This window comes from Cystobacter fuscus DSM 2262 (assembly GCF_000335475.2).
Lineage (GTDB): Bacteria > Myxococcota > Myxococcia > Myxococcales > Myxococcaceae > Cystobacter > Cystobacter fuscus.
In genome coordinates this window covers 338,394-359,523 of the sequence record NZ_ANAH02000004.1, presented here as the reverse complement: position 1 = coordinate 359,523, position 21,130 = coordinate 338,394, and the positions used below count along the sequence as shown (strand labels likewise).

Annotated in this window: 16 protein-coding genes; 8 read left to right on the top strand and 8 right to left on the bottom strand. The window is 69.8% G+C overall.

Features of this window, described 5'->3' with window-relative positions; translation table 11 throughout:
• Window positions 1-132: 132 nt before the first annotated feature.
• The gene (locus tag D187_RS06160; RefSeq protein ID WP_020917814.1) at window positions 133-1,956 is read left to right on the top strand and encodes a M4 family metallopeptidase; all 1,824 of its coding nucleotides are present in this window, start codon (window positions 133-135) and stop codon (window positions 1,954-1,956) included.
• Between the two features lie 121 nt (window positions 1,957-2,077).
• On the opposite strand, the gene D187_RS06155 is transcribed toward D187_RS06160, so the two are convergent.
• Together D187_RS06155 and D187_RS06150 are read right to left on the bottom strand one after the other, a co-directional pair.
• On the bottom strand, window positions 2,078-2,437 hold the full coding sequence (locus D187_RS06155; RefSeq protein WP_043428533.1) for a DUF6184 family natural product biosynthesis lipoprotein: 360 nt from the start codon (window positions 2,435-2,437) through the stop codon (window positions 2,078-2,080).
• 76 nt (window positions 2,438-2,513) lie between these two features.
• The gene (locus D187_RS06150) at window positions 2,514-3,305 is read right to left on the bottom strand and encodes a hypothetical protein (protein WP_002621456.1); all 792 of its coding nucleotides are present in this window, start codon (window positions 3,303-3,305) and stop codon (window positions 2,514-2,516) included.
• Between the two features lie 127 nt (window positions 3,306-3,432).
• Between D187_RS06150 and D187_RS06145 the strand changes: the two genes are divergently transcribed.
• Window positions 3,433-4,287: an SDR family oxidoreductase gene (locus D187_RS06145; RefSeq protein WP_002621455.1), complete on the top strand. Its 855-nt coding sequence runs from the start codon at window positions 3,433-3,435 to the stop codon at window positions 4,285-4,287.
• A gap of 449 nt (window positions 4,288-4,736) precedes the next feature.
• A complete protein-coding gene (locus tag D187_RS49490) occupies window positions 4,737-6,785 on the top strand; it encodes a hypothetical protein (protein ID WP_002621453.1) in 2,049 nt (682 codons plus the stop codon).
• Window positions 6,786-6,881: 96 nt separating this feature from the next.
• On the opposite strand, the gene D187_RS06135 is transcribed toward D187_RS49490, so the two are convergent.
• Genes D187_RS06135 through D187_RS06125 form a run of 3 tightly spaced genes read right to left on the bottom strand, consistent with a single transcriptional unit; the run spans window position 6,882 to window position 12,535 of the window.
• On the bottom strand, window positions 6,882-10,190 hold the full coding sequence (locus D187_RS06135; protein WP_002621452.1) for a helicase HerA-like domain-containing protein: 3,309 nt from the start codon (window positions 10,188-10,190) through the stop codon (window positions 6,882-6,884).
• A 37-nt stretch (window positions 10,191-10,227) separates the two neighbouring features.
• Window positions 10,228-11,268, bottom strand: a complete 1,041-nt coding sequence (locus tag D187_RS06130) for a helix-turn-helix domain-containing protein (RefSeq protein WP_002621451.1) — start codon at window positions 11,266-11,268, stop codon at window positions 10,228-10,230.
• A complete protein-coding gene (locus D187_RS06125) occupies window positions 11,255-12,535 on the bottom strand; it encodes a DUF559 domain-containing protein (protein WP_002621450.1) in 1,281 nt (426 codons plus the stop codon). The genes D187_RS06130 and D187_RS06125 overlap by 14 nt, the downstream gene beginning before the upstream one ends.
• A 124-nt stretch (window positions 12,536-12,659) precedes the next feature.
• On the opposite strand from D187_RS06125, the gene gshB reads away from it, so the two are divergent.
• The gene (gshB, locus tag D187_RS06120) at window positions 12,660-13,619 is read left to right on the top strand and encodes a glutathione synthase (protein ID WP_002621449.1); all 960 of its coding nucleotides are present in this window, start codon (window positions 12,660-12,662) and stop codon (window positions 13,617-13,619) included.
• 17 nt (window positions 13,620-13,636) lie between these two features.
• Here the strand turns inward: gshB and D187_RS06115 are convergent, their stop codons facing one another.
• Window positions 13,637-14,140 carry a hypothetical protein gene (locus D187_RS06115; RefSeq protein WP_155893194.1) on the bottom strand — a complete coding sequence of 168 codons (504 nt, stop codon included), beginning with the start codon at window positions 14,138-14,140 and terminating at the stop codon, window positions 13,637-13,639.
• A 127-nt stretch (window positions 14,141-14,267) separates the two neighbouring features.
• Here D187_RS06115 and D187_RS06110 point away from each other — a divergent pair, with 127 nt between their 5' ends.
• Entirely contained in the window at window positions 14,268-15,068 is an 801-nt protein-coding gene (locus D187_RS06110; protein ID WP_002621447.1) for a tRNA1(Val) (adenine(37)-N6)-methyltransferase, read from the top strand.
• 9 nt (window positions 15,069-15,077) lie between these two features.
• Here the strand turns inward: D187_RS06110 and D187_RS06105 are convergent, their stop codons facing one another.
• Entirely contained in the window at window positions 15,078-16,625 is a 1,548-nt protein-coding gene (locus tag D187_RS06105) for an alpha/beta hydrolase-fold protein (protein WP_002621446.1), read from the bottom strand.
• Between the two features lie 231 nt (window positions 16,626-16,856).
• On the opposite strand from D187_RS06105, the gene D187_RS06100 reads away from it, so the two are divergent.
• Window positions 16,857-17,750, top strand: a complete 894-nt coding sequence (locus D187_RS06100; RefSeq protein ID WP_002621445.1) for a hypothetical protein — start codon at window positions 16,857-16,859, stop codon at window positions 17,748-17,750.
• A 33-nt stretch (window positions 17,751-17,783) separates the two neighbouring features.
• Here the strand turns inward: D187_RS06100 and D187_RS06095 are convergent, their stop codons facing one another.
• Window positions 17,784-18,677 (bottom strand): metallophosphoesterase family protein, encoded by an 894-nt coding sequence (locus D187_RS06095; protein ID WP_002621444.1) that lies wholly within the window; start codon window positions 18,675-18,677, stop codon window positions 17,784-17,786.
• Between the two features lie 202 nt (window positions 18,678-18,879).
• Here D187_RS06095 and D187_RS06090 point away from each other — a divergent pair, with 202 nt between their 5' ends.
• Together D187_RS06090 and D187_RS06085 are read left to right on the top strand one after the other, a co-directional pair.
• Complete coding sequence (locus tag D187_RS06090; protein ID WP_002621443.1) at window positions 18,880-20,052, top strand: S8 family peptidase; 1,173 nt, start codon at window positions 18,880-18,882, stop codon at window positions 20,050-20,052.
• An 85-nt stretch (window positions 20,053-20,137) separates the two neighbouring features.
• Window positions 20,138-21,118: a DUF3396 domain-containing protein gene (locus D187_RS06085; protein ID WP_002621442.1), complete on the top strand. Its 981-nt coding sequence runs from the start codon at window positions 20,138-20,140 to the stop codon at window positions 21,116-21,118.
• The last annotated feature ends 12 nt before the right edge of the window (window positions 21,119-21,130 follow it).

Below are 21,130 nucleotides of genomic sequence, written 5' to 3'. Positions count from 1 at the left end.
CGCTTCTCGTGAAATCAAGTACTTGAGTCACGTGTGACGGATGCGGTGAATGGCACACATGATGCTCTATGTAGCGCACATCAACCACATCGGCTGAGCGGTTCCCACCCCTGCTTCGAGAGTTCTCCCGCCATGCAAATCAACAACAAGCAGAGCCCGATCGTCTCCTCGACCTCGACCAGCACCGCTCCCGCCGCTCCCGCCGCTCCCCAGGCGCCGGTCGCGACGCCCAAGGGTGAGGCCCTGGCCACCAAGGGCTTCGGTGAGGGCTCCACGTTCGCCACCGCTTCGCGTCCGGCCGTGGCGCTCTCCGCGAACCAGGTCGCTTCCGCCGCCGCCAACGTGGGTCCCCTGGCGCTCGACAGCCAGGAGGCGAAGGACGCCATCCAGAAGTCGCTCACGCACCTGCGCTCCACCGCCCCCACCGCCGGGCGCGGCCTGGTGGCCGGTGGCGATGTCTCCTCGAAGGTCACCCCCCGCCAGGTGTTCAAGGACGAGCTGGGCATGACGCACGTGCGCCTGGACCGCACCCACGAGGGCACCAAGGTCTTCGCCGAGCAGCTCATCAGCCACCTGGACAAGGACGGCAAGGTGGCCAGCACCACCGGCACGCTGTCCAACATCCCCAAGGGCGTGGGCTCGGCGCCGGTGAAGCTCGAGGCCAAGGACGCGCTCGCCATCGCGCAGAAGCAGTTCGCCGGCACCACCGATCGCGCCCCCACCTCCGAGCGCGTCGTCGCCCAGGACAAGGACGGCAACTACCGCGCCGCCTACCACGTGCAGCTCACCAAGACCTCGTCGCTCGGCGCCGAGGAGCGTCCGCGCCGCATGAACTACCTGGTGGACGCCAACACCGGTGCGCTGCTCAAGAGCTTCAACCAGATGGGTGGCATCGAGGTGCCGCACGCCAAGGCGGGCCCGTCCCAGACGACTCCTCCGTCCACTCCCTCCACGCCGACCACCCCGGCCGCGGGCAAGGTGGACGACACCACGCTCTACAGCGGCAAGGTGGACCTCTCGACCACGAAGCAGGCCAATGGCTCCTACGCGCTGGAGGACAAGAGCCGGGGCGGGGGCGTGGTGACGTACGACGCGAAGAACAAGTCCACGGCCAGCGGCACGACGCCCTTCACCGACGCCAACGACGTGTGGGGCGAGGCGGGTGACAACACGCGCACCAAGGCGGCGGTGGACGCGCACTACGGCGCGGAGATGACGTACGACTTCATGAAGGACGTGCTGGGCCGTAACTCGCTGGACGGCAAGGGCGAGAAGCTCGTCTCCTACGTGCACGTGAACGAGCAGGACGGCGGCCCCATGGTCAACGCCTACTGGGACGGCGAGAAGATGAACTACGGCGATGGGGACGGGAAGAACGCCGGTCCGCTCACCACGCTGGACATCGCGGGCCACGAAATCGCCCACGGCCTCACCGAGCGCACCGCGGGCCTCATCTACGACGGCGAGTCCGGCGGCCTCAACGAGTCCTTCAGCGACATCATCGGCTCGGGCGTGGAGTGGTACGCCGCGCAGAAGAACAAGTCGGTGCAGTTCGACTGGAAGGTGGGCGAGGACGCGTGGACGCCGGCCAACGGCTCGGGGGATGCCCTCCGGTACATGGACGAGCCGACGAAGGACGGCTACTCGGTCGACCACTACAGCAACTACCCGAAGCAGACGGAGGTGCACGGCTCGAGTGGCATCGCCAACAACGCCTTCTACCTGGTGACCGAGGGCGGGAAGAATCGCACGTCGGGCCTGGGTGTGGAGGGCGGCATCGGCATGGACAAGAGCCAGAAGATCTTCGGCCGGGCGCTCACCACGTACATGACGCCCAACACCACCTTCGCCCAGGCGCGCGAGGCCACCATCCAGTCGGCCACGGACCTGTACGGCGCGAAGTCGGTGGAGGTGCAGAAGGTCAAGGACGCCTGGACGGCGGTGGGCGTGAAGTAGACGGGAACGAGAACATCGGGAGGGATTTGGGAGAGTCCTTCCCCTGAACGTGGCGAGGGCCTGGAACCGGGAGATTCCAGGCCCTCGCCATGTTCGCTGGCTTCACGCTGTGTGGTGCGGCTCAGTCCCCGCTGCAGACGTCGTTCTGCGTGCACTTGGTGGCCGTGTTGATCTGATCGAACACGTTGCCACACGACGTCGCCTCGATGGCGTCCAGACAGAAATTGAGATTGTCCCCGTTGATGCGGTTGTCACACTCCGCCACGGACCAGCGGCCGTTCCAGTTGCCCTTCTCCGCGTTCATGCACTCGTCGCGCGTGCTGTACTTCTTCCCGGCGGCGATCTCGCCGCAGTCCTGGTAGCGGTTACACGTGGTGTTGGCCGCCGCGTTCACCGCGTCCGACTGCTTGTTGGTGATGTCGGCGATGGTTCCGCAGCCGAAGAGACCCGACACGCCGACGACCATGATCCATGCGTTCATTTTCATGGCCGGGAGGTAGGGATGCCCCGCGCGTATGGCAATGGCGCGGGCGTGAATCTCCGCCAGCGCGTGTCGACTAGCGGATGGGCGCGGGGAATGCTTCCAGCAGCCCCTCGCGCCGGTCGCGGCGCGCGGCACCGCGCAGGCGCGACGCCGTCTCCGGGCCCTCCCCGAGCCGCGTGTACACGGGCATCTTCCACTCGCCCGCGTGGAAGTGGGCGGCGGCCACCGACACGAGTTGCGTGTCCTCTCCCGCGCGCAGCCGCAGCAGCGCGCCCGTGGGCCACCCCAGCAGCCGCACCGGAGGCAGGCGAGACCCCAGGCGCACGCTCCCGGCCCCCGCGCGCACCGCCGCCAGCAGGGCGGGCGTGACGGGCAGCTCCTCGTGCACACCCGAGGGCAAGGCACCCCCCGGCCACTCCTGCACGCCGAGCCGGACGCGGGAGGCGCGCGCGGCGCCCAGGAGCGTGCGCCGCACGAGCTGGCGGTGACAGTCGCGCGCGTCGAAGGGCGAGCCGCAGCTACAGAAGAAGATCACGCGCCGGCCCTGCCGCGCCTGAGACTGGATGAGCCCGAGCAGCTCGTACACTTCGGCGGGCTCCACCAGCCGCATGGGCCCGCGTCCCGTCCCCACCGCCGCGTTGCCGAGCCCCGGCATCCACCGGTAATGGGCCCGCCCCACCTGGTGCGCGAAGGCGTCGCCCCGGAAGCCCACGGCCCGCACCTCCCGACGCACCCGCACGTCGGCGAACACCGGCGGGCCATGGCCCCGCTCCCGCTCGACGGCGGAGAAGGCCTGGAGCAGCTCGCGCGTGGAATTGCCCCACCCCTCGTAACCCCAGCTGAAGGCCGTCAGCGCGGTGGACATCCGCCGAGCATGCCGGGATTTCCCCCACCCGGCCACCCGTTCCCATGGCGGACCGCCGTGCTAGATGGCCCCGATGGCCATCCGGAGCCCCCCCCTTTCCGGATACCCCCAGCCAGGAGTCGGACGGATGAAGAACAAGACCGTGATCGTGACAGGCGCCAATTCGGGAGTGGGACTCGCCACCACGGTGGAGCTGGCCCGCCAAGGCGCCACCGTCGTGATGGCCTGTCGCAGCGCCGAGCGCGGAGAGGCCGCGTTGAAGCTCGCCCGCGAGCGCAGCGGCTCCCATCAGCTCGAGCTCCTGCCGTGTGACCTGGGCTCGCTCGAGAGCATCCGTGCCTTCGCGAGCGCGGTGCGCGAGCGCCACCCGGTGGTGGATGTGCTCATCAACAACGCGGGCGTGGTGTCACTCAAGCGCGAGACGACCCGGGACGGCTTCGAGGCCCAGCTCGGCGTGAACCACCTGGGCCACTTCCTGCTGACGCTCCTGTTGCTCGAGCCGCTCAAGCGCGCGCCCCAGGGCCGCGTCGTCACCGTGTCCTCGGGCGCCCACCGCGTGGGCAACATCCACTGGGCCGATCCCCACTTCACGCGCGGCTACAGCGTCTGGCGCGGCTACGCCCAGTCCAAGCTCGCCAACATCCTGTTCACCAAGGGGCTCGCCTACCGGATGCGCGGCACCTCCGTCACCGCCAATTGCTTGCATCCCGGCGCGGTGGGCACCCAGCTCGGCGTGGACCGCGACACGGGCGGGGGAAGGGCCATCATGAAGCTGCTCTCCTATGTCTTCATCACCCCCGAGCAGGGCGCCGACACCTCCGTGTTCCTCGCCACCAGCGACGAGGTGTCCGGCGTGTCCGGGGAGTACTTCTACCGCCGCAAGCCCGCCCCCGTGTCCAGGCTCGCCGAGGACCGCGAGCAGATCGAACGTCTGTGGTTCTGGAGCGAGAAGCAGGTGGGCGAGTTCTTCCCCTCCCCCTGAGCCCCGGGAAGGCATTGCGGCGCGGCTCCTGCAAGGGTTGGGATTCCGAGCACCATTTCTCGAGAATCGAGCGGAGCAACGCCTCCTGATATGCGATTTCTCGGGAGGTGAGAGGGGTCGTCGCATGCCTTCGGGTGGTGACTGTCGTCACCAGGCGGTGACTGCCGTCATCTCCCTCCTCCCCTCGCAGCGAGGGGTTTCTCACGGGCCGATGGTGACTGCCGTCACCGGAGGTGATCGCCCCCCGCGGCCCTACCCCCGCCCGTCGATGTGTGTCGCGAGGGGACTCCCCTCTGTATCTCCCTGTAAGGGCAGTGGTTCCGGGAGTTTCCCCCTCTTCCACTTTTCCAGTGCCCCTGGTAGTCTTTGTTTGGCACATCACCTGCACAACCCCCCTTCGCGCTTATCGACGTTTCTCGAACTCCCCTCTCCCTCCTGGGATCCCGTCCATGACCACGATCCGCACCACGCAGACCACCACCACCACCACCGTCACCAACGACCTTCCCAACCCGGCTCAGGCGACTCAGGTGGCGGCTCAGCTGGCGCAGGCCATCAATCAGCTGGGGCAGGTGCTCACCGCCGCCACGCAGCAGACCGGCGCGGCGCTGCCCAAGGACGGCATGATGCAGGCGCAGAGCCAGGCGCCGGTGAACCTCTCGGGGGGTGCGGCCCCGGGTGGAATGGACGTCTACAAGGCGGCCTCCGCGCTCGACAAGCACTTCGCCGTGGCCGAGGGCATCGGCACCAACGGCAAGGGCAAGGGCTCCGGGGACGGCAACATCGGCCTGGGCGAGCTGAAGAACCTGGCCAACCCGGCCAGCGGCGCTCCCCCCGAGCTGCAGCAGGCCGCCAAGTTCCTGCTGGAGCACCCGGCCATGGCCAAGGTCATCGACGGCGCCAAGGGCAAGGGTGGCGAAGTTCACATCAACCGCGCTGACCTGCAGAAGCTGATGGCCGGCGCGCCCGCGGGCAGCGGCGCCATGCCGACGGCCTCCAACAATCTCGCCCCGATGATGTCCTCCGCGATGGCCTCGCTCCTGGGCTCCAGCCCCATCGGTGGCGGCAGCCCCACGAGCGCCCCGACGACGGCGATGAGCCCCGCCACCGCCTCCGGCACCTTCTCGAGTCCCACGCAGGGGGCGCCGATGGACGTGTATGGCGCGGCCCAGGCGCTCAAGAGCCACTTTGGCGTGGCCGAGGGCATCGGCACCAACGGCAAGGGCAAGGGCTCCGGCGACGGCAACATCGGCCTGGGCGAGCTCAAGCAGCTGGCCAACCCGGCCAACGGCGCTCCCGCCCAGTTGCAGCAGGCCGCCCAGTTCCTGCTCGCTCACCCCGCCATGGCCAAGGTCATCGACGGCGCCAAGGGCAAGGGCGGCGACGTCCACATCAACATGAATGACCTGAACAAGCTGCTCGCCAACGCGCCCGCGGGCAGCGGCGCCGGACCCTCGGCGGCCCAGTCGCAGCTCCAGAACCTCCTCGGCAACGCGCCCGCCCCCACGGCCAACGCCCAGTCGCAGCTGCAGAACCTGCAGAACATGGCGCAGACGATGTCCTCCGCGATGGCCTCGCTCCTGGGCTCCAGCCCCATCGCCGGCTCCGCGCCCATGCAGCAGCCCATGGGAATGCAGCAGCCCGGTGCCACGGGTGGCATGGACGTCTACAAGGCGGCCTCCGCGCTCGACAAGCACTTCGCCGTGGCCGAGGGCATCGGCATGAACGGCAAGGGCAAGGGCTCGGGTGATGGCAACATCGGCCTGTCCGAGCTCAAGAACCTGGCCAACCCGAAGAGCGGCGCCCCCGCCGAGCTGCAGCAGGCCGCCCAGTTCCTGCTCGCTCACCCCGCCATGGCCAAGGTCATCGACGGCGCCAAGGGCAAGGGCGGCGATGTGCACATCAACCGCGCTGACCTGCAGAAGATGATGGCCAATGCTCCTGCCGGCAACCAGGGCACGCCCATGATGGCCAACGCTCCTGCTAGCCCCCAGGGCGGCAACAGCCTCATGGGCATCTTCAACCAGGCCGCGGGCCTGCCCAGCGCCCCGACGACGGCGATGAGCCCCGCCACCGCCTCCGGCACCTTCTCGAGCCCCACGCAGGCGAAGCCGATGGACGTGTACGGAGCGGCCCAGGAGCTCAAGAACCACTTCGCCGTGGCCGAGGGCATCGGCATGAACGGCAAGGGCAAGGGCTCGGGTGACGGCAACATCGGCGCGTCCGAGCTCCGGCAGCTGGCCAACCCGGCCAACGGCGCTCCTCCCCGGCTGCAGCAGGCCGCCCAGTTCATGCTCGCCCACCCGTCCATGGCCAGGGTCATCGACGGCGGCAAGGGCAAGGGTGGCGACGTCCACATCAACATGGCCGATCTGAACAAGATCCTCGCCAGCGCGCCCGGTGGCAGCGGCGGGACTCAGGGCGTGGCGGGCACCTCCTCCAAGGACATCATCATGGAGCAGGTCAAGGCCACCGCCTTCAAGATGAACATCTCCTGAGCCGCACCCCCTGAGCCGCATCTTCCTTCCCCGCCAGGACCCGCGCACGACGCGGGGCCTCGCGGGGAAGGTCGTTTCTGGAGCCCCGGAGAGGCCTCAGGAGGAGAGGTGCCTGGACTCGCGGGTGCGCGCGGCCAGCCGCAACAGCTCGTCGTCGGAGAGCTGCTCGGTGGCCAGCGCCGAGGGCTCGGCCTTCACGCGATCCACCCGGCCATCCCGGGCCACGTGGAACTCGCCGGTGGCCTGGCCGGGAATCCTCGCGGGATCCACCCGGGCCTCGCTGAGCATGGGCTTCATCTTGTCCAGCGACACCTTCTCCTTCACCCGCCCGATGAACCAGGCGCGGATGTTGTCGCGGCACTTGTAGTCGAAGTCTCCCGGGCTCTGCGTGGCGAGCATCAGCCCCAGTCCTCCCGAGCGCGCGCGCTTGAGCAGGTTCTCCATGGGCTGCTTGGTGGACGGCTGGCGCATGGCGGGCAGGTACAGGTCCGCCTCGTCGAAGAGCATCGCCGCCTGCAACGTGGGAGAGGGATTGCGGCTGAGCCAGCGCGTCACCTCGATGAGCAGCTGGGACACCCAGAAGAGCACGTTGTTGTTGTCCCCGAGGAACTTGGTGCTGACGATGCTCAGGCGCGTGCGGCCCGGCAGCGCGTGGGCACCCCGGCCGAGCAGCAAGTCCATGTCGAGCTTCTCCGCCCCGCTGTCGAGCAGCATCTTGGCGTCGAGCCGCAGCCGGTCCAGGTCATCGGCGAGCTTGTCGAAGAGCTTCACGTCCAGGCGCCCCACGGCGTTGACCAGGCGTGGATCCTTGTCCCCGATGAACTTCACGAGCCGCTCCAGGGAGACGCTCTCGCGCGTGAGCTGCACGTACTGATCGATGGCCTGGGCGAGCAGCGTGCGGCAGGACTTGTCCTTGGGGCTCTGGCGGTAGTCCAGCATGCCCGCGAGCGCCTCGGCGGCGTGGCGCGTGGCCTGCTGTCGGTCGAAGTCCGGCAGGGCGTCGAGCCCATCCGGGACGATGGGGATGGCGAGCGGACGGCCTTCGGGATGGCCCGGGGTGAAGAGCGCCACGTCGAGCCGATCGCGCAGCGCGCCCTGCCGCATGGCCCGGCGCGGGTCGCCCACGGTGCCCGTCCAGAAGGCGTCGGAGGCGTAGCCCGCGAGGTCTCCCTTGCGATCCACGAGAATGGTGGGCACGCCCTGCAAGGAGAGCTGCTCGATGATGTTGAGCGCGAGCGTCGTCTTGCCACTGCCCGAGCCGCCGAGGAACGCGGCGTGCCGGGTGAACTCGTCGGGGGCGAAGACCACCGGCTCGCGCAGGAGGCTGTCCGTCTCGCCGACGCGCACGGGCTCGCGCTTGCGCGGGGACTCGGGGCGCGGGGGCGGCGGGGCGCGGGGTGGGCTCACCGGCTGGATGGGGACGCCGTAGCGGGCGGTCTCCGTGAGCGAGACGTCGTCGGTGCTCGGAGTGCCCGCCGGCTGGATGGGGACGCCGTAGCGGGCGGTCTCCGTGAGCGAGGCCTCCTCGGTGGAAGCGGCGTCCTCGGGGAGGGCCCGGGGGGCGGAGCGCGCCGACGCGGGCTTGGGGAACTCGATGACCTTGGTGGGCTGGGGGCCACCCGAGCGCAGTTGATCCAACGAGAGGATGTCGCGCAGGGGCTTGAGCTGGGTGAGGGGCCGGGAGGAGCGCAACCAGGCGGCGAAGTCCGGGCGGGAGCCGTGTTCCTCGCGGAAGGCGCGCAGGGCGATCAGGGTGCGGCTGTCGCTGTCCTCGAGCACCGCGCGGCGGCCGCCCTTGCTCAACAGCTTGCCGAGCTCCGCGGCGGCCTGGGTCGTGGGATTGCTCGGGAAGTCGCTGGTGCGGATGACCACGGGCGTGCGGCCCCGAGACTCCTTGCGGACCTGTTCGATCTGGTTGGCGAGCCCTCCGCCTCGCGTGCCCCGGTTGCAGAGCGCCACGTGCAGCTTCTCGTCACCGGGGGAGACATCCACCTGGAGCACCTCGCCGAGGCGCCGCACGTCGAAGCGGTGGCCTGTCTCCAGCTCGTCCGCGCTCGCCTTGAGCGCCCACACGAGCAGCTCGGCCAGCTTGCCATCCTCCTCGGGCGGAGGCGTGGCGTGGGTGGAGCGGAAGTCGTTCCAGGCTTGATCCAGCGCGAGCAGCTTCTTGGTCTCGGGGCGGGGAGGCGGGGTCTCCTTCGGTGCGTCCTGCAGGGGAAACCGCTCGGGCAGGGCCTGTGCACGCACTGCCTGCTCACGCCAGAGCCGGCAGGCATCGAGCACTTCGCGCGTCGTCAGACCCGAGAGGCGCTCGAAGCCCTCGTGGGGAAAGGGATACGTGGGCTCGGCGGGGTCGAAGGGAGCATCCTCCGTCGAGTAGAGGTGCTCCAGCCGACGCTCGGTGATGCGGCGTGCTTCGTCGGCCGAGCGCTGATTCTCCAGCTTGAGGGGCTCGGGATCGCGCTCGATGCGATCCAGGATGGAGTTCTGGAGCTTGTCCCTAAGCCCTTTCCAGAAGGTGTGCAGGCAGCTGATGACGATGAGGGACGAGGGCGCGCGCTCGGCGAAGTCACACAGCAGGTGCATGGCCTGCCGGAACGCTTGAGGATTCGCGTCCTCGATGTCGAAGCCCTCCAACTGGTCCACGCACAACACGAGGGACTGGTTCAGGGTGGCCATGAGCCGGCCCAGGTGCTGCACCATCTCCTGGGGATGGTTGTCGTAGGTGCGAGGCACCATCCCGCCGAGCACCTTGCGATCATTGGCGGAGAGATCCTCGCAGCGCAGGTACTTGAGCACCCGGCTGCGGATGCGCGTGTCATCGCGTTGCAGGTAGAGCAGCGCGCGCAGGAGGTCCAGGTCGAGCTTCTCGAAGGCGGGCTGCTTCTGCAGGTCATCCGCGGCGCTCTCCACCAGGACGGGGATCTCCTCGGGATCCTGCTCGGGGTCCGCGAGCAGGGCGGCCACCGGACCGCACTGGGCGAGCAGCACATCGGAGAGTTTGCGCAGTCCGGAGCGGGGCTCGCCCGGCTCGCAATAGGGCTGATCGAGCGAGTCGATGAGGTTGGACAGGACGTAGCGGCCGTAGTTGGTCGCGGACGTCGTCATCTGCATGTAGCCCACGAAGCCGAGCGAGCGCTCATGCACGAGCGAGCGGAAGGTGCGCATGAGGTGCGTCTTGCCGCACCCCGAGTCACCGAGCAGCAGCAGGATGCGCCCCGAGGGCGTCCCGGGAGGCGTGGTGGCACGCTGGAGCATGCGCTCGAAGGTGGTGCGCGCTTCCTGGTGGATGGACTCCACGTCGAAGGGGTCTTCGCGCCACACCTCGTGGCGGTGCTGGATGGAGTGGAAGACCTCGGTGCGATCGGACAGGAAGGCGGCGAGGCGCGAGTCGTGTGGGTTCATCGGCGTTCCCCCGGGAGCCGGACGAGATGTGGAAGCGTTACAGGGCGATGAAGTGGAAGGTGGCACCGAGGTAGCGGGTCTCCGAGGCGGAGACATCCGCTGGATCCATCAGGTTCACCATGTCGGCGCGGCTGAGCGACAGCAGGCGCTTCTGGTTGGCCTCGATGAGCCGGTTCTTGAAGGTGTGCTCGTCCAGGGTGGGATCACCCAGGGCCCGCCACACATGGGAGATGAAGACGCGATCATCCCCGAACCATCCGCTCTTGGCCGCCCGGGCGGTGCTCACCACGCGCTCGGCGAAGGCGGGCAGACTCTCGTCGAGAGTGTGCGGCGCGGGGGCCGGGACGGGAGCCGGTACGGGCTCCGGTGCTCGCGTCGGAGCGGGCGCCGCGGTGGCCTGGGGCGCGGGGGACGAGGCGGGCAGCACCCAGGCTTGAAGGGCCGCCAGTCGCAGGCTCTCCGCGTCCGTGCGCCGCGCGCCCACCTTCCGGGCCGCGAGCTGATCCAGCGCCTGGGACGCCTTCACCTCGCGCGAGGACTGGAGCACCTGGCCGAGCAGCAGCGATTGCACCGCCGCGAGCGTGAAGGGCTTGTCCGTCGTCACGCCGAGCTGCTTCCAGCACAACTCGTCCTGCACCTGCTTGAGCGTGCGCGCGCCCACCCGCTCCAGGCCGAGCTGCTTCTGCACGAGCACCGCGCGCAGGTGCCCCGCCTTTCCCAGCTTCTCGCCCTGGCTGCTGGGCAAGTCCAACGCGCGCGCCGTGAGCCAGGTGAGCCGCAGCTTCTTCCAGGTGAGTCCCTTGGGCAGGCGAGGCTCGCCGAGGAACTCGAGCGCCCGCGCCCTGCCCTCCTTCGTGAGGCCCAGGCCCTTGCGCGCCGTCTGCTCGATGAGACCCGCCTCCTGGAGCGCGCCCAGCGCCGCGTCGAGCTGGGTGCTCCACTCGCCGGGACTCCAGCGGTGGGCCGTGAAGGGCTTGAGCGCGCTGGACACCGCGCTGCGCGCCCCCTTGCCCTCCGCCCGCGTCAACAGCCAGACCAACACCAGCTCTCCCACCCGAGACACCTCAGAGCCCTGCATCTCCACCCTCCCCTCGCGGCGGTGGACCTCCGAGGTCCTGTCGCCGGATCGAGATGACTTCCAGCAGAGTGTCGCGGATTTCCTCGAACCTGGCCACCACGTCGTCGGCCAGGAAGCGCAGCACCCAGTAGCCATGCCGCTGCAGCGCCAGGTCCTTGCGCCTGTCCCGGCGGTAGCGCTCCGCGTCCCGGAAGTGGTGGTAGCCGTCCACCTCGACGGCCAGCCGCAGCCGACGCGAGAGGAAGTCCACCTCCACCGGCCGGCCCCGGAGCCGGAACTCCGCCTTGGCATTGAGCTCGAAGAGGCCCCGGGTGGCCGGCAGGGAGTCGAGCACCCCATACAGGAAGCGCTCGGCCTCGCTGCGCGCCCCGTCCGCCGCCTCGGACTCCTGGTCCGCCACCTCGAGCTTCCGGGCCGCCTCTCCGTAGCGGGTGAGCACCTCGTCCGGAATCCCGTCGGCCGCCAGTTGCCGCAGGGGGGCCTCCAGGGCGCGGGCCTTGTGCACGCCCTGCGCTTCCAGCCGTCGCACCAGCTCCTCGGCGGACGGCACCGTGAGTTCCACCCGGCCCTCGCGCACGAGCGCCCGCGTGTGGCTCTCCGGACCGCGCAGATACGCCTCCAACCCGGAGCGCTCGGCCTGGAGCGCCACCACGAGCGAGGGCACGCCCTCACACGCCCGAGCGCAGACGCGGGCCGCCCGCTCGAGCCACCCCGCCTCCGTGCCCGTCTCCCACACCAGGATCGCCGGTGCCGCCCCGCCCGGCACGAGCGCATGCATCGCCCCGAGCGCGCGCAACGCGTCCCCCTCACACGCGGCCAGCACCGCGTCCAGGGGCCCGGCGGAATTGGGGACAACTTGTGGAAGCTGGAGCAGGGCGCGGCACGCGGCGGACACGTCCCCGGGAGCCAGCGAGGGAAGCAGCGCCTGGAGCAGGACGCCGCGCTCGTGTGCCGTCTTGCCCTTCAGCCGTGAGGCCAGCTCGCCCGGGCGCAGCCCCGCGGCGGCCCCGAGGTGCTCCGCCGCGTCGGTGGTGGGCGAGCGCGCCTGGCCGAGCGCCTCCATCCACTCGCGCAGCAGGCCTTCCGGGGTGGTGCTCGCGCAGACGCACAGGCTCTGGCCGCGCGTGTCGAGCCAGCGGCGCCACAGGGCCAGGGCCGCGCCGGGAGGGCCCGCCAGCACCGTGAGGGTGGGAATGCCCTGCTCGCGTCGGCGCTGGTGCCGCTCCAGGGCGGGGGGAGCGGCGGACTCGGGACGAGGAGAGGGCATGCCCCCGAGCGTCCCCGAGGCCGGGCGCTGGCGGCAAGACCCCCTCCCCCTTGCTTTTTCTGTCGCTTGCCCGGCTTCATCCGTCTACTCACGGGCTGTCCCTTTCTCCCTGGAGGCGTACTTCATGGCCGCGCTCACCTTCGGCTTCCTCATGGACCCCCTCGAGTCGGTGCGCGTGGATCACGACTCCACCTTCGCGCTCATGCTCGAGGCCCAGCGCCGTGGTCACCAGGTGCGCTACTTCGAGCAGCCCTGGCTGCGCTTCAGCGGCTCGAGCGCCGAGGCGCGCATGCGCACCGTCACCGTGCGCCGCGAGCCCGGCCGCCACTTCGACGTGCTCCATGAGGACTTCCATCCCCTGTCCTCGCTCGACGCCCTCTTCATGCGCAAGGATCCGCCCGTCGATGCCGACTTCATCCAGGCCACCCACCTGGTGGAGCTGCACAACAGCCGGGGGCCCGTCTTCATCAACAACCCCACCGGCATCCGCGACGCCAACGAGAAGCTCTTCGGCCTGCGCTTTCCGGAGCTGATGCCGGAGACGCTCATCTCGCGCGACATGGCGCAACTCTCGCGCTTCGTCGCCGGCCACCCCGCGGGCACCATCCTCAAGCCGGTGGAGGGCTTTGGCGGCCAGGGCATCGTCTTCATGCAGCCGGGGGATCGCAACCTGCGCTCGCTCCTGGAGGTGCTGACGGTCGGAGGCCGCAAGGCGATCGTCGCCCAGGCCTACCTGCCCGAGAGCCGCCAGGGCGACAAGCGCATCATCCTCGTGGACGGCGAGCCGTGTGGCGCCGTGCTCCGCGTGCCCGCCCAGGACGACCACCGGGGCAACATGGCCGCCGGCGGCACCCCCGTGAAGACCAGCCTCACCGCGCGCGAGCGGGAGATCTGCGCCCGGCTCAAGCCCTCGCTCCAGGAGCGGGGCCTGTACCTGGTGGGCATCGATGTCATCGGCGACTGGCTCACCGAGGTCAACGTCACCAGCCCCACGGGCCTCGTGGAGATCGACAAGCTGGATGACTCCAACGTCGAGGCGAAGGTCATCGACCTGGCCGAGCGCATGGCGGGCTCGCGCAAGTAGGCCCGCCGGGGAGGGGCCTAGCGGCTCTCGCCCATCACCGACAGCGTGGCGGTGCAGCCCTGGCCGCTCTGCGCGTCCGTGGTGTTCACCGTCGCCGTCAGCACCCGGCGGTCCTCGACCTGGGACACCGAGCCCATGACGGTCACGTCGAGTGTCACGAGCTCGTCGCTCCCGGAGCGGGCGAGCCGGGTGGTGCGGCTGTCGATCCGGAACGAGCCGAGCAGGCCCTCCTCCTCCCCGGACGTGGGCGCGTAGACGTCGCCGGACAGGGGCACCTCTATCTGCGTGGTGGGATCGATGACGTGGAAGAGCACCCCGCGCCCGTCGCGGGTCTGTTCGAGCCGCACGCTGGGCGGCAGCAGGTAGGGGCTGAAGCCGCACTCACCCGCGGGCGTGGTGTTCTCGATGGAGTACACGCCGGAGATGTCCGGGCAGGACTCGGTGCACGGCGCCTGCGAGGTGTCACAGCCGCTCGCCACGAGCGCCAGGAGGACGACGGAGCTTCCAGCAAATCGGATCATGGCCACCAGGGTGTGCACCCGCGCCGGGAGGGCCAGCCGGGAAACGTCCAGGCGAGCACGGGCGTGTGCACGGTTGGATAGAGCGGGCGCCCTGGGTCCGACAGTTGTGTGGGAGGATCCGCGGGGCGTGAGCACTCCTGCTTTTTCATCCGACGAGACGCTCGACTCGATTGGCACCGCGGGCGTGCGCGTGTGGCAGCGCCGGGGCGGCTACCGCTTCACCCTGGACGCGGTGCTCCTGGCGGCCTTCGCGGCCACCGAGGCGGGACAGGTGGAGGGGCCGCTGTTGGAGCTCGGGGCGGGCAGTGGCGTGGTGTCCTTCCTGCTCGCGTGCCAGTTCGGCCTGGGCCCCGTGGACGCGCTGGAGCTGCAGCCCGAGGTGCATGCGCGCCTCACGCGCGCCGTGGCGCTCAACGGCTGTGACGGGCGGGTGCGGCCGGTGCTCGGGGACCTGCGCGAGGCCCGCACGTCCTGGGCCTCGGGGGCGTACGCGCACGTGGTGTCCAATCCGCCCTTCCGCCCGGCCCACGCGGGGGTGCGCAGCCCGGACGACGAGCGGGCCGTGTCCAAGCAGGAGCTGACGTGTGACGCGGCCGCGGTGGTGGCCGCCGCCCGGCACTCGCTGCCGCCCGGGGGGCGGGTGAGCCTCATCTACCCGGCGGCGCGGGTGGCCGAGGTGCTCGGGCTGCTGAGCGCGGCGAGGCTCCACCCCATGGCCCTGCGCTTCGTGCACGCGCGCGCGGGCGCTCCCGCCACGCGCTTCCTCGTGCACGCGGTGCGTGACCGGCAGCGGGGGCTCGCGGTGCGGCCTCCCCTGCTCGCCCATGGTGAGGGGCCGGGGGGCTACTCCCCCGAGGTGGCGGGCCTCATGGAGCCACCCCGGGCCGAGCGCCCTGCCCCCCTCTGGGAGGGGCACGACGGGGAGTGAGCGGCCCCGTCAGGGCGTGGGCGGGAAGAGGAAGCGCAGGATGTCTCCGAAGCGCTGGGACCAGGCCCTCTCGTTGTGCCGGCCGCCCGGCACCACGGTGTACTTCAGGTTCGCGTCGCTCCAGCCCTTGGCCTTCAGGGCCTTGTACAGGTCCTCGGCGTCGGTCACCGTCTCCGCCTCGGGGCCCGAGCCCTCGTCGGTGCCGATGTCCTCCCAGATGCGCAGGGGCAGCGGGCCGCTGAGCTGTTCCACACGCTGGATGATGTCCCGGTCCGCCCACCATACCGAGGGCGAGATGACGCCCAGCCGGGTGAAGGTGTTGGGGTACTCGAGGCCCAGGTAGAGCGACACGAGCCCCCCGAGCGATGAGCCGGCCAGGCCCGTGGAGGCCGCGTCCTTGCGGGTGCGGTACCTGGCGTCGATGCGCGGCTTGAGCTCCTCCACGAGGAACCTGCCATACGCGTCCGCGCGGCCGGCGTCGGGGTAGTTGGGCGGGAAGGGCACCGGCGTGTACTCGGCGATGCGCTCCTCCTCGGCGTTGTAGACGCCCACGATGATGAGCGGCTCCACCTCACCCGCCTCGACGAGCCGCTGCGCCGTCTCGTCCACGTTCCATTCCCGGGAGTACGCCGCCGTGGTGGCGTCCATCAGGTTCTGCCCGTCGTGCATGTACAGCACGGGGTAGCGGCGCGACGCGTTCTCTGGCTGATCATAGCCGGGCGGCAGCCACACGATGACGTCGCGCTCCCGGAGCGTCGGATCCTTGGGCTTCACCGCGACCAGGTACTCGATGTCGCCGGTGCGGACCTGGGGGGGCGGCACGCTGCCGAAGTCCGCCCACCACTCCACGGAGAACGGGACGTGCTCGTAGTCCTCCCCGGTCTTGAACACGTGATTGTCGATCTCTTGTCCGAGCATGTCCTTTTCCACCGTCGCCCACGAACCGCGCGTCGCCTTGAATTCCAATGATGTCCCTGGTTGGAAGGACAGGGAAGTGGCGTACATGTTGTCCATGGCCTTGTGAAGCTTCACGCCTGCTGGATTCCAATTCCCCAGCTCGGGTTGATTGCCGGACAACCAGAGGACGTCGTCCGGAGGCGTCGTCGCCGGCACCGTGACGAGGAAGACCGTCTGGGGGCCGGTGAGCCCCTCGGGCGGACCCCAGCGCTCCACGGTGAAGCCCGCCTTCTCCTCGTCGGCGCGCGCGGCGTAGCGCCAGGAGCCCGCCGGCTGACCCGAGCGCTCCAGCGGCACCTGCTCCTCGGGCGAGAAGAGCTTCGCCGTGAAGGTGACCTCCTCACCCTCGGGCAGCTTCGCCCGCGCCGAGAAGAGCTGGCCGCCCTGGTAGAAGAGCTCCAGGCCTCGCGCGGAGGCCCGGAAGGCGGGGTGCTCGCCCTGGAGGAAGACCTGGGCGCTCACGGGAGTCTCCGGAGGCACCGTCACGTCGAACTCGACCTCGGTGTAGACCTCGGTGGGAGCGGGGCAGCCCGACAGGGCCACCAGCGCCGCCAGCAGCAGCGGCGTGAGTCGCGGAAGGGGGAGGACGGACGTTCGCATGGGGGCTGTTCCGGAATTCGGGGAAGACGGGTCCACGCTACCATGCGGCCCCCCCGCCGGGCCCCGAGTGCCCGCCTTCCGTGCGTGCGTCCGGGGCGCACGGGGCGTGCACGCGGGTTTCTTCCCGCTCGGGCGCCAAGACACGCCATGATGCGCCGCCATATGGGAAGCACGAAGCATCCGTGGCGACGGTTCGGGGTCCCCCTGGCGTTCCTGGTGGGAACGCTCCCCATGGGCTCCTTCGCATCCGCCCAGGACGAGGCGCCCCCGACGGCGGCTCCCGCGGCCGAGTCACCCGCGGCCGAGCGCACCGATGGGATCCAATCCGCTCCTCCGCCCGTGGAGGAGACCATCACCCACTGCGGGAACAAGGACGTGGGCCCGCTCGAGGGCCAGTTGCAGCCACTCGGGCACGGCTTCTACGCCGATGGGACGCGGGTACGGCGGGGCTGCACCCTGCTGCTGCAACGTCCACTCAAGGACAGACCGGCCATCCCCTTCGCGCCGGACTCCTTCAAGCCGCTCGGGTGCGGCTTCTTCCGCTACGCCACGAGCATCTACTGGCACAAGCCGCTGGCGGCGGGTGACACCGAGGAGGAGCCGGGCGGCGAGCGCGGCGAGGTGCTCACGCGCCTGGACCTGGCGGACGCGGAGACCTTCGAGATGGGAGAGGGGTGCCGGCCGCGCGACGCGCGCTTCTTCTACCTCAACCACACGGACCGGCCCGCGCTGCCCGCCTTCATCGCCGTGCCGCGCGACGAGGGGGCGGGGTACGAGGAGCTGGGGTGCGGCTTCGTGCGCTACTCGGGCCGCGTCTTCTTCGGCACGCGCTCGCTCGAGGGGGCGCATGCGCCCACCTTCGCCTCGGTGCAGGGGCGGCTGCCCGCCGCGGAGTGTGGCGAGGGGATGTACGGGAAGGATCGCGCCAACGTGTGGTGGCAGCACGAGCAACTGCGTGGCGCGAGCGCCAAGGTGTTCCGCGTGCCCCGGGAGGACAACCCGGAGCTGCGCGTGGCGTGCAGCGGCAAGCGCTCGTACGTGCTCGCCGAGGCGCAGAAGAAGCCCCACCCCGTGTGCCGGGGGGCGAAGAAGCCCGCGAAGGTGAAGCTGGTGAAGAAGAAGTGAGCGCGGGCCGGAGGCACTCGGGCCCCGGGGCGCTCAGTGACACGTGCCCCGGCCCTGATCCCCGATGCCCCCGCCCACCTGGAGGAACTCCCAGCCATACGTGCCCTCCTCCAGCGTGAGCCGCAACAGGCCGTAGCGGTCGCCGATGCGCCGCTCGCTGCTCGCCGGAGCGGGCTCCAGGGGATAGAAGGACCGGCCTCCCGTGCCCACCACGAACTCGCGCAGGCCACGCCCGGCATCCACCTCGCCGCCGGGCGTCTGGGGCGCGAAGCGCTCGTAGAAGTGATCATGGCCCGCGAGCACCACCTCCGCGCCCGCCTCGTACAGCGCCTCCCACAAGGGCCGCACGAAGGCGTTGTCGCGCGCCCGCATCGACGTGAACAGGGGCCGGTGCATGTACGCCAGCGTGCAGCGCGCCGGGTGCGCCTTCAGGTCCTCTCGCAACCAGCGCACCTGCGCCTCGAACGCCTCCGCGCCGAGCTCGGTGTTGAGCGCCACCACGTGCCAGGCGCCCACCTCGTAGCTGTAATAGCCCTGGCCCCGAGCCCCCGCGGCCGCGCCGAAGTAGTCGAAGTACGGCTCCGCCCCCGGCACGAGGTAGTCGTGATTGCCCGGTACCGGGTGCGTTCTCGCCTTGTGCCGCCCCCACGAGGGCGCGTAGCACCGGGCGAAGGCCTCCGCCGTGCCCTCCGGGTAGACGGTGTCCCCCAGCGTGGCGATCTCCCCGGGCAGCACGTCCAGCATCGCCGCCGTGGCCTCGTCCCCCTCCGAGTCGCAGCTCGCGATGTCCCCCACCGCGAGCAGGACGGCGCTGCCGGGCGGTAGTGGAGGGCTCGGGGGCGGGAGCTCCGGTGTCTGTCTTTGACATGCGGCCAGCCACAGCCACAGGAGCGCGCCCGCCACGTGGCGCGAGGGACGGCGTTTCATGGGGACCCACTCTCGTCCAAACGGTGAAGGGGTGAGGGTAGGCCCGATCTTCTCGGCTCTCGAGAGGTGAGTGCCGGGAGGTAAATGTAGGTGGAAATCATGAAATATACAGAATGGGGAAACATTTGACGCCATGCGCCGACAAATCAGGAGTCAGGCTCACACACCATCCCCCTCCGACGGCCCTCCCGAGGTATCCACCATGACGACCCTCTCCAAGATCTCCACCTCGTCCCTCCCGTCGTCGCGCGTGCGCACCGAGGCGCCGGCCGAGCGCGCTCCGGTCGAGGCTCCCCGTGCCTCGGCTCCGAAGGCGGCTGGTTTCGACGCGCGCTCGAACTTCGTGGATCGGCCCACGGGCCGGCGCCCGAGCGGCACGGAGACGCCGCCCGCCGCGCTGCTGTCGAAGACCGCGTCACTGAAGAGCGTGGCGGACTCCAAGCAGGTGCCCTTGTCGGGCCCGCCGGTGGTGGCCGTGTTCGATGGCGGCGTGGACTGGAACCACACGGACCTGAAGGACTCCATGTGGACCAACCCCTGGGAGGTCGCCGGTGATGGCCTCGACAACGATGGCAATGGCATCCAGGACGACATCCACGGCTTCAACGTGGGCTTTGGCTCGGGGGATCCGCTCCGGGGCGAGGGCATGGATCACGGCACGCACGTGGCGGGCATCATCGCGGCGGCGGACAACGGGCAGGGCAACACCGGCGTGGCGGCGGGCAAGGCGCAGATCCTGTCGGTGGGAGGGATTTACGACGGGGCGGATCTGCTCACCAACTTCGAGCGCTCGGTGGACTACGTGGTGGACCTGAAGAGCAAGGGGGCGAACATCCGCGCGGTGAACGCGAGCTTCGGCGACGAGTACCGGGACGCGGCCTCACAGAAGCGCTGGAAGGAGGCAGTGCAAAAGCTGGCGGACGCGGACATCCTGCTGGTGGCGGCCACGGCGAATGGCAATGGCAGCAACATGAACAACGTGAAGGACTTCCCGGCGAACCTGGACCTGCCCAACGTGCTGACGGTGGCGTCCATGGACAAGCGCAATGACAAACTGGCGCGCTACTCCTCGCACGGGGACAAGGTGGTGGAGATGGCGGCGGTGGGCGAGGACGTGCTGAGCACGGTGCCCGGCGGCGACTGGGAGGAGATGAGCGGCACGTCGATGGCGACCCCGCGCGTGGCGGCCGTCGCGGCGCTGATGTTCGTGGAGAACCCGAAGCTGACGGCCGCCGAGGTGCGCGACATGTTGGTGGCCACCACGGAGAAGGATCCGGACCTCAAGGGCAAGGTGAGCTCGAGCGGCAAGCTGGACATCGACGCGGCGGTGGCCGCCGCGCGCGCCTCGGCCGGACGCGTGGCCCAGGCCGCCTGAGGCGGCGAGGTCCCCCTCGGTTTCGAGGGGCGTGGGGAGAGTGGGTGGACGAGCGAGGCGTTCACCGGTACTCCTGCTCCGCTTGGTGAGCCACCCCATTCCTCGCATCCGCATCGACTCGTCCCAGTCGGGACAAGAGCGCCTGCTCCGGCGTGAAGTGGTCCGGCTCGTCCTGCATCTGCCCTTCGACCACCATGACCTCGCGCTCTCCGTGCGTCAGGCGCTCGACTTCTACCTGAGCACCATCGGACAAGGGCCTGAGGTCCTCTCCGAGTGGTATGACCTCGAGACCGAGCCCTTCCCACTGGACGACGACAACTGGGAGATCATTCGCGCCGTGATGGCTCCACCCCGAGGGGATCGCTTCCTCGATGACATCGAGAATCCCCAGGAGGCCCACCGATACATCAAGAATCAATTCGAGCGTGCCGTGGAGTTGTCGGGTGGAACCACGGGGGTCAGTGGTTATGGCTTCTTCTATCGGGCCCGTCTGCCCTGGCGCGACCCGGGCAACACCGTCAGCCTGGTGAGTTTTTCCTGGCCCACGGAGTACCTGGAAGAACAAGGGCCCAAGAGGATGCGGGAGTTGATCCTGGAACTGGCGGCCCCATTGCCCTTCTGCTCTGGCCACGCGGGTCTGTCCTTCATCGGTGAATTCGATCTGCCAGGCGTTCTCCGTGAAGTCCGCGAGCGATGCTTCCGCCACCCGGGCTTGGACCTCCCAGACCTGGGGGAGCACTCGTGGAAGGTCGGTACGAGGATACGGGCACCGCATTGGCTGACGTTCCTGGGCCTACCCGTGTTGGGAGAGGTGGGTGGCACGGAGGGGCTTCGCTCTCGCCTCTTTTCCGCGGAGACGGCCGTTCAGGAGATGGAGGGCGGACGAGCGGTCGTGACTCTAGGGCCCTGGCCCGAGGCAGGGGACACCGAGCGGGGACAGGTTCTCCCGTCCTATCGGGAGCTGGCGTGCTTGTTGGAGCCCTGGCTGTATCACGAGGAACGTGGTCGTAATCTCGATTTCACTCTTGAGGACGTGCGGCGCTGGGAGCGGCGCTTCCTCGGCTGATCAGGAAGGCCA

Bases quoted from the DNA above. Each gene is read 5' to 3' on its own strand.
- D187_RS06160 (WP_020917814.1), top strand. From the start codon at position 133: ATGCAAATCAACAACAAGCAGAGCCCGATCGTCTCCTCGACCTCGACC.
- D187_RS06155 (WP_043428533.1), bottom strand. From the start codon at position 2,437: ATGAACGCATGGATCATGGTCGTCGGCGTGTCGGGTCTCTTCGGCTGC.
- D187_RS06150 (WP_002621456.1), bottom strand. From the start codon at position 3,305: ATGTCCACCGCGCTGACGGCCTTCAGCTGGGGTTACGAGGGGTGGGGC.
- D187_RS06145 (WP_002621455.1), top strand. From the start codon at position 3,433: ATGAAGAACAAGACCGTGATCGTGACAGGCGCCAATTCGGGAGTGGGA.
- D187_RS49490 (WP_002621453.1), top strand. From the start codon at position 4,737: ATGACCACGATCCGCACCACGCAGACCACCACCACCACCACCGTCACC.
- D187_RS06135 (WP_002621452.1), bottom strand. From the start codon at position 10,190: ATGAACCCACACGACTCGCGCCTCGCCGCCTTCCTGTCCGATCGCACC.
- D187_RS06130 (WP_002621451.1), bottom strand. From the start codon at position 11,268: ATGCAGGGCTCTGAGGTGTCTCGGGTGGGAGAGCTGGTGTTGGTCTGG.
- D187_RS06125 (WP_002621450.1), bottom strand. From the start codon at position 12,535: ATGCCCTCTCCTCGTCCCGAGTCCGCCGCTCCCCCCGCCCTGGAGCGG.
- gshB (WP_002621449.1), top strand. From the start codon at position 12,660: ATGGCCGCGCTCACCTTCGGCTTCCTCATGGACCCCCTCGAGTCGGTG.
- D187_RS06115 (WP_155893194.1), bottom strand. From the start codon at position 14,140: ATGATCCGATTTGCTGGAAGCTCCGTCGTCCTCCTGGCGCTCGTGGCG.
- D187_RS06105 (WP_002621446.1), bottom strand. From the start codon at position 16,625: ATGCGAACGTCCGTCCTCCCCCTTCCGCGACTCACGCCGCTGCTGCTG.
- D187_RS06100 (WP_002621445.1), top strand. From the start codon at position 16,857: ATGGGCTCCTTCGCATCCGCCCAGGACGAGGCGCCCCCGACGGCGGCT.
- D187_RS06095 (WP_002621444.1), bottom strand. From the start codon at position 18,677: ATGAAACGCCGTCCCTCGCGCCACGTGGCGGGCGCGCTCCTGTGGCTG.
- D187_RS06090 (WP_002621443.1), top strand. From the start codon at position 18,880: ATGACGACCCTCTCCAAGATCTCCACCTCGTCCCTCCCGTCGTCGCGC.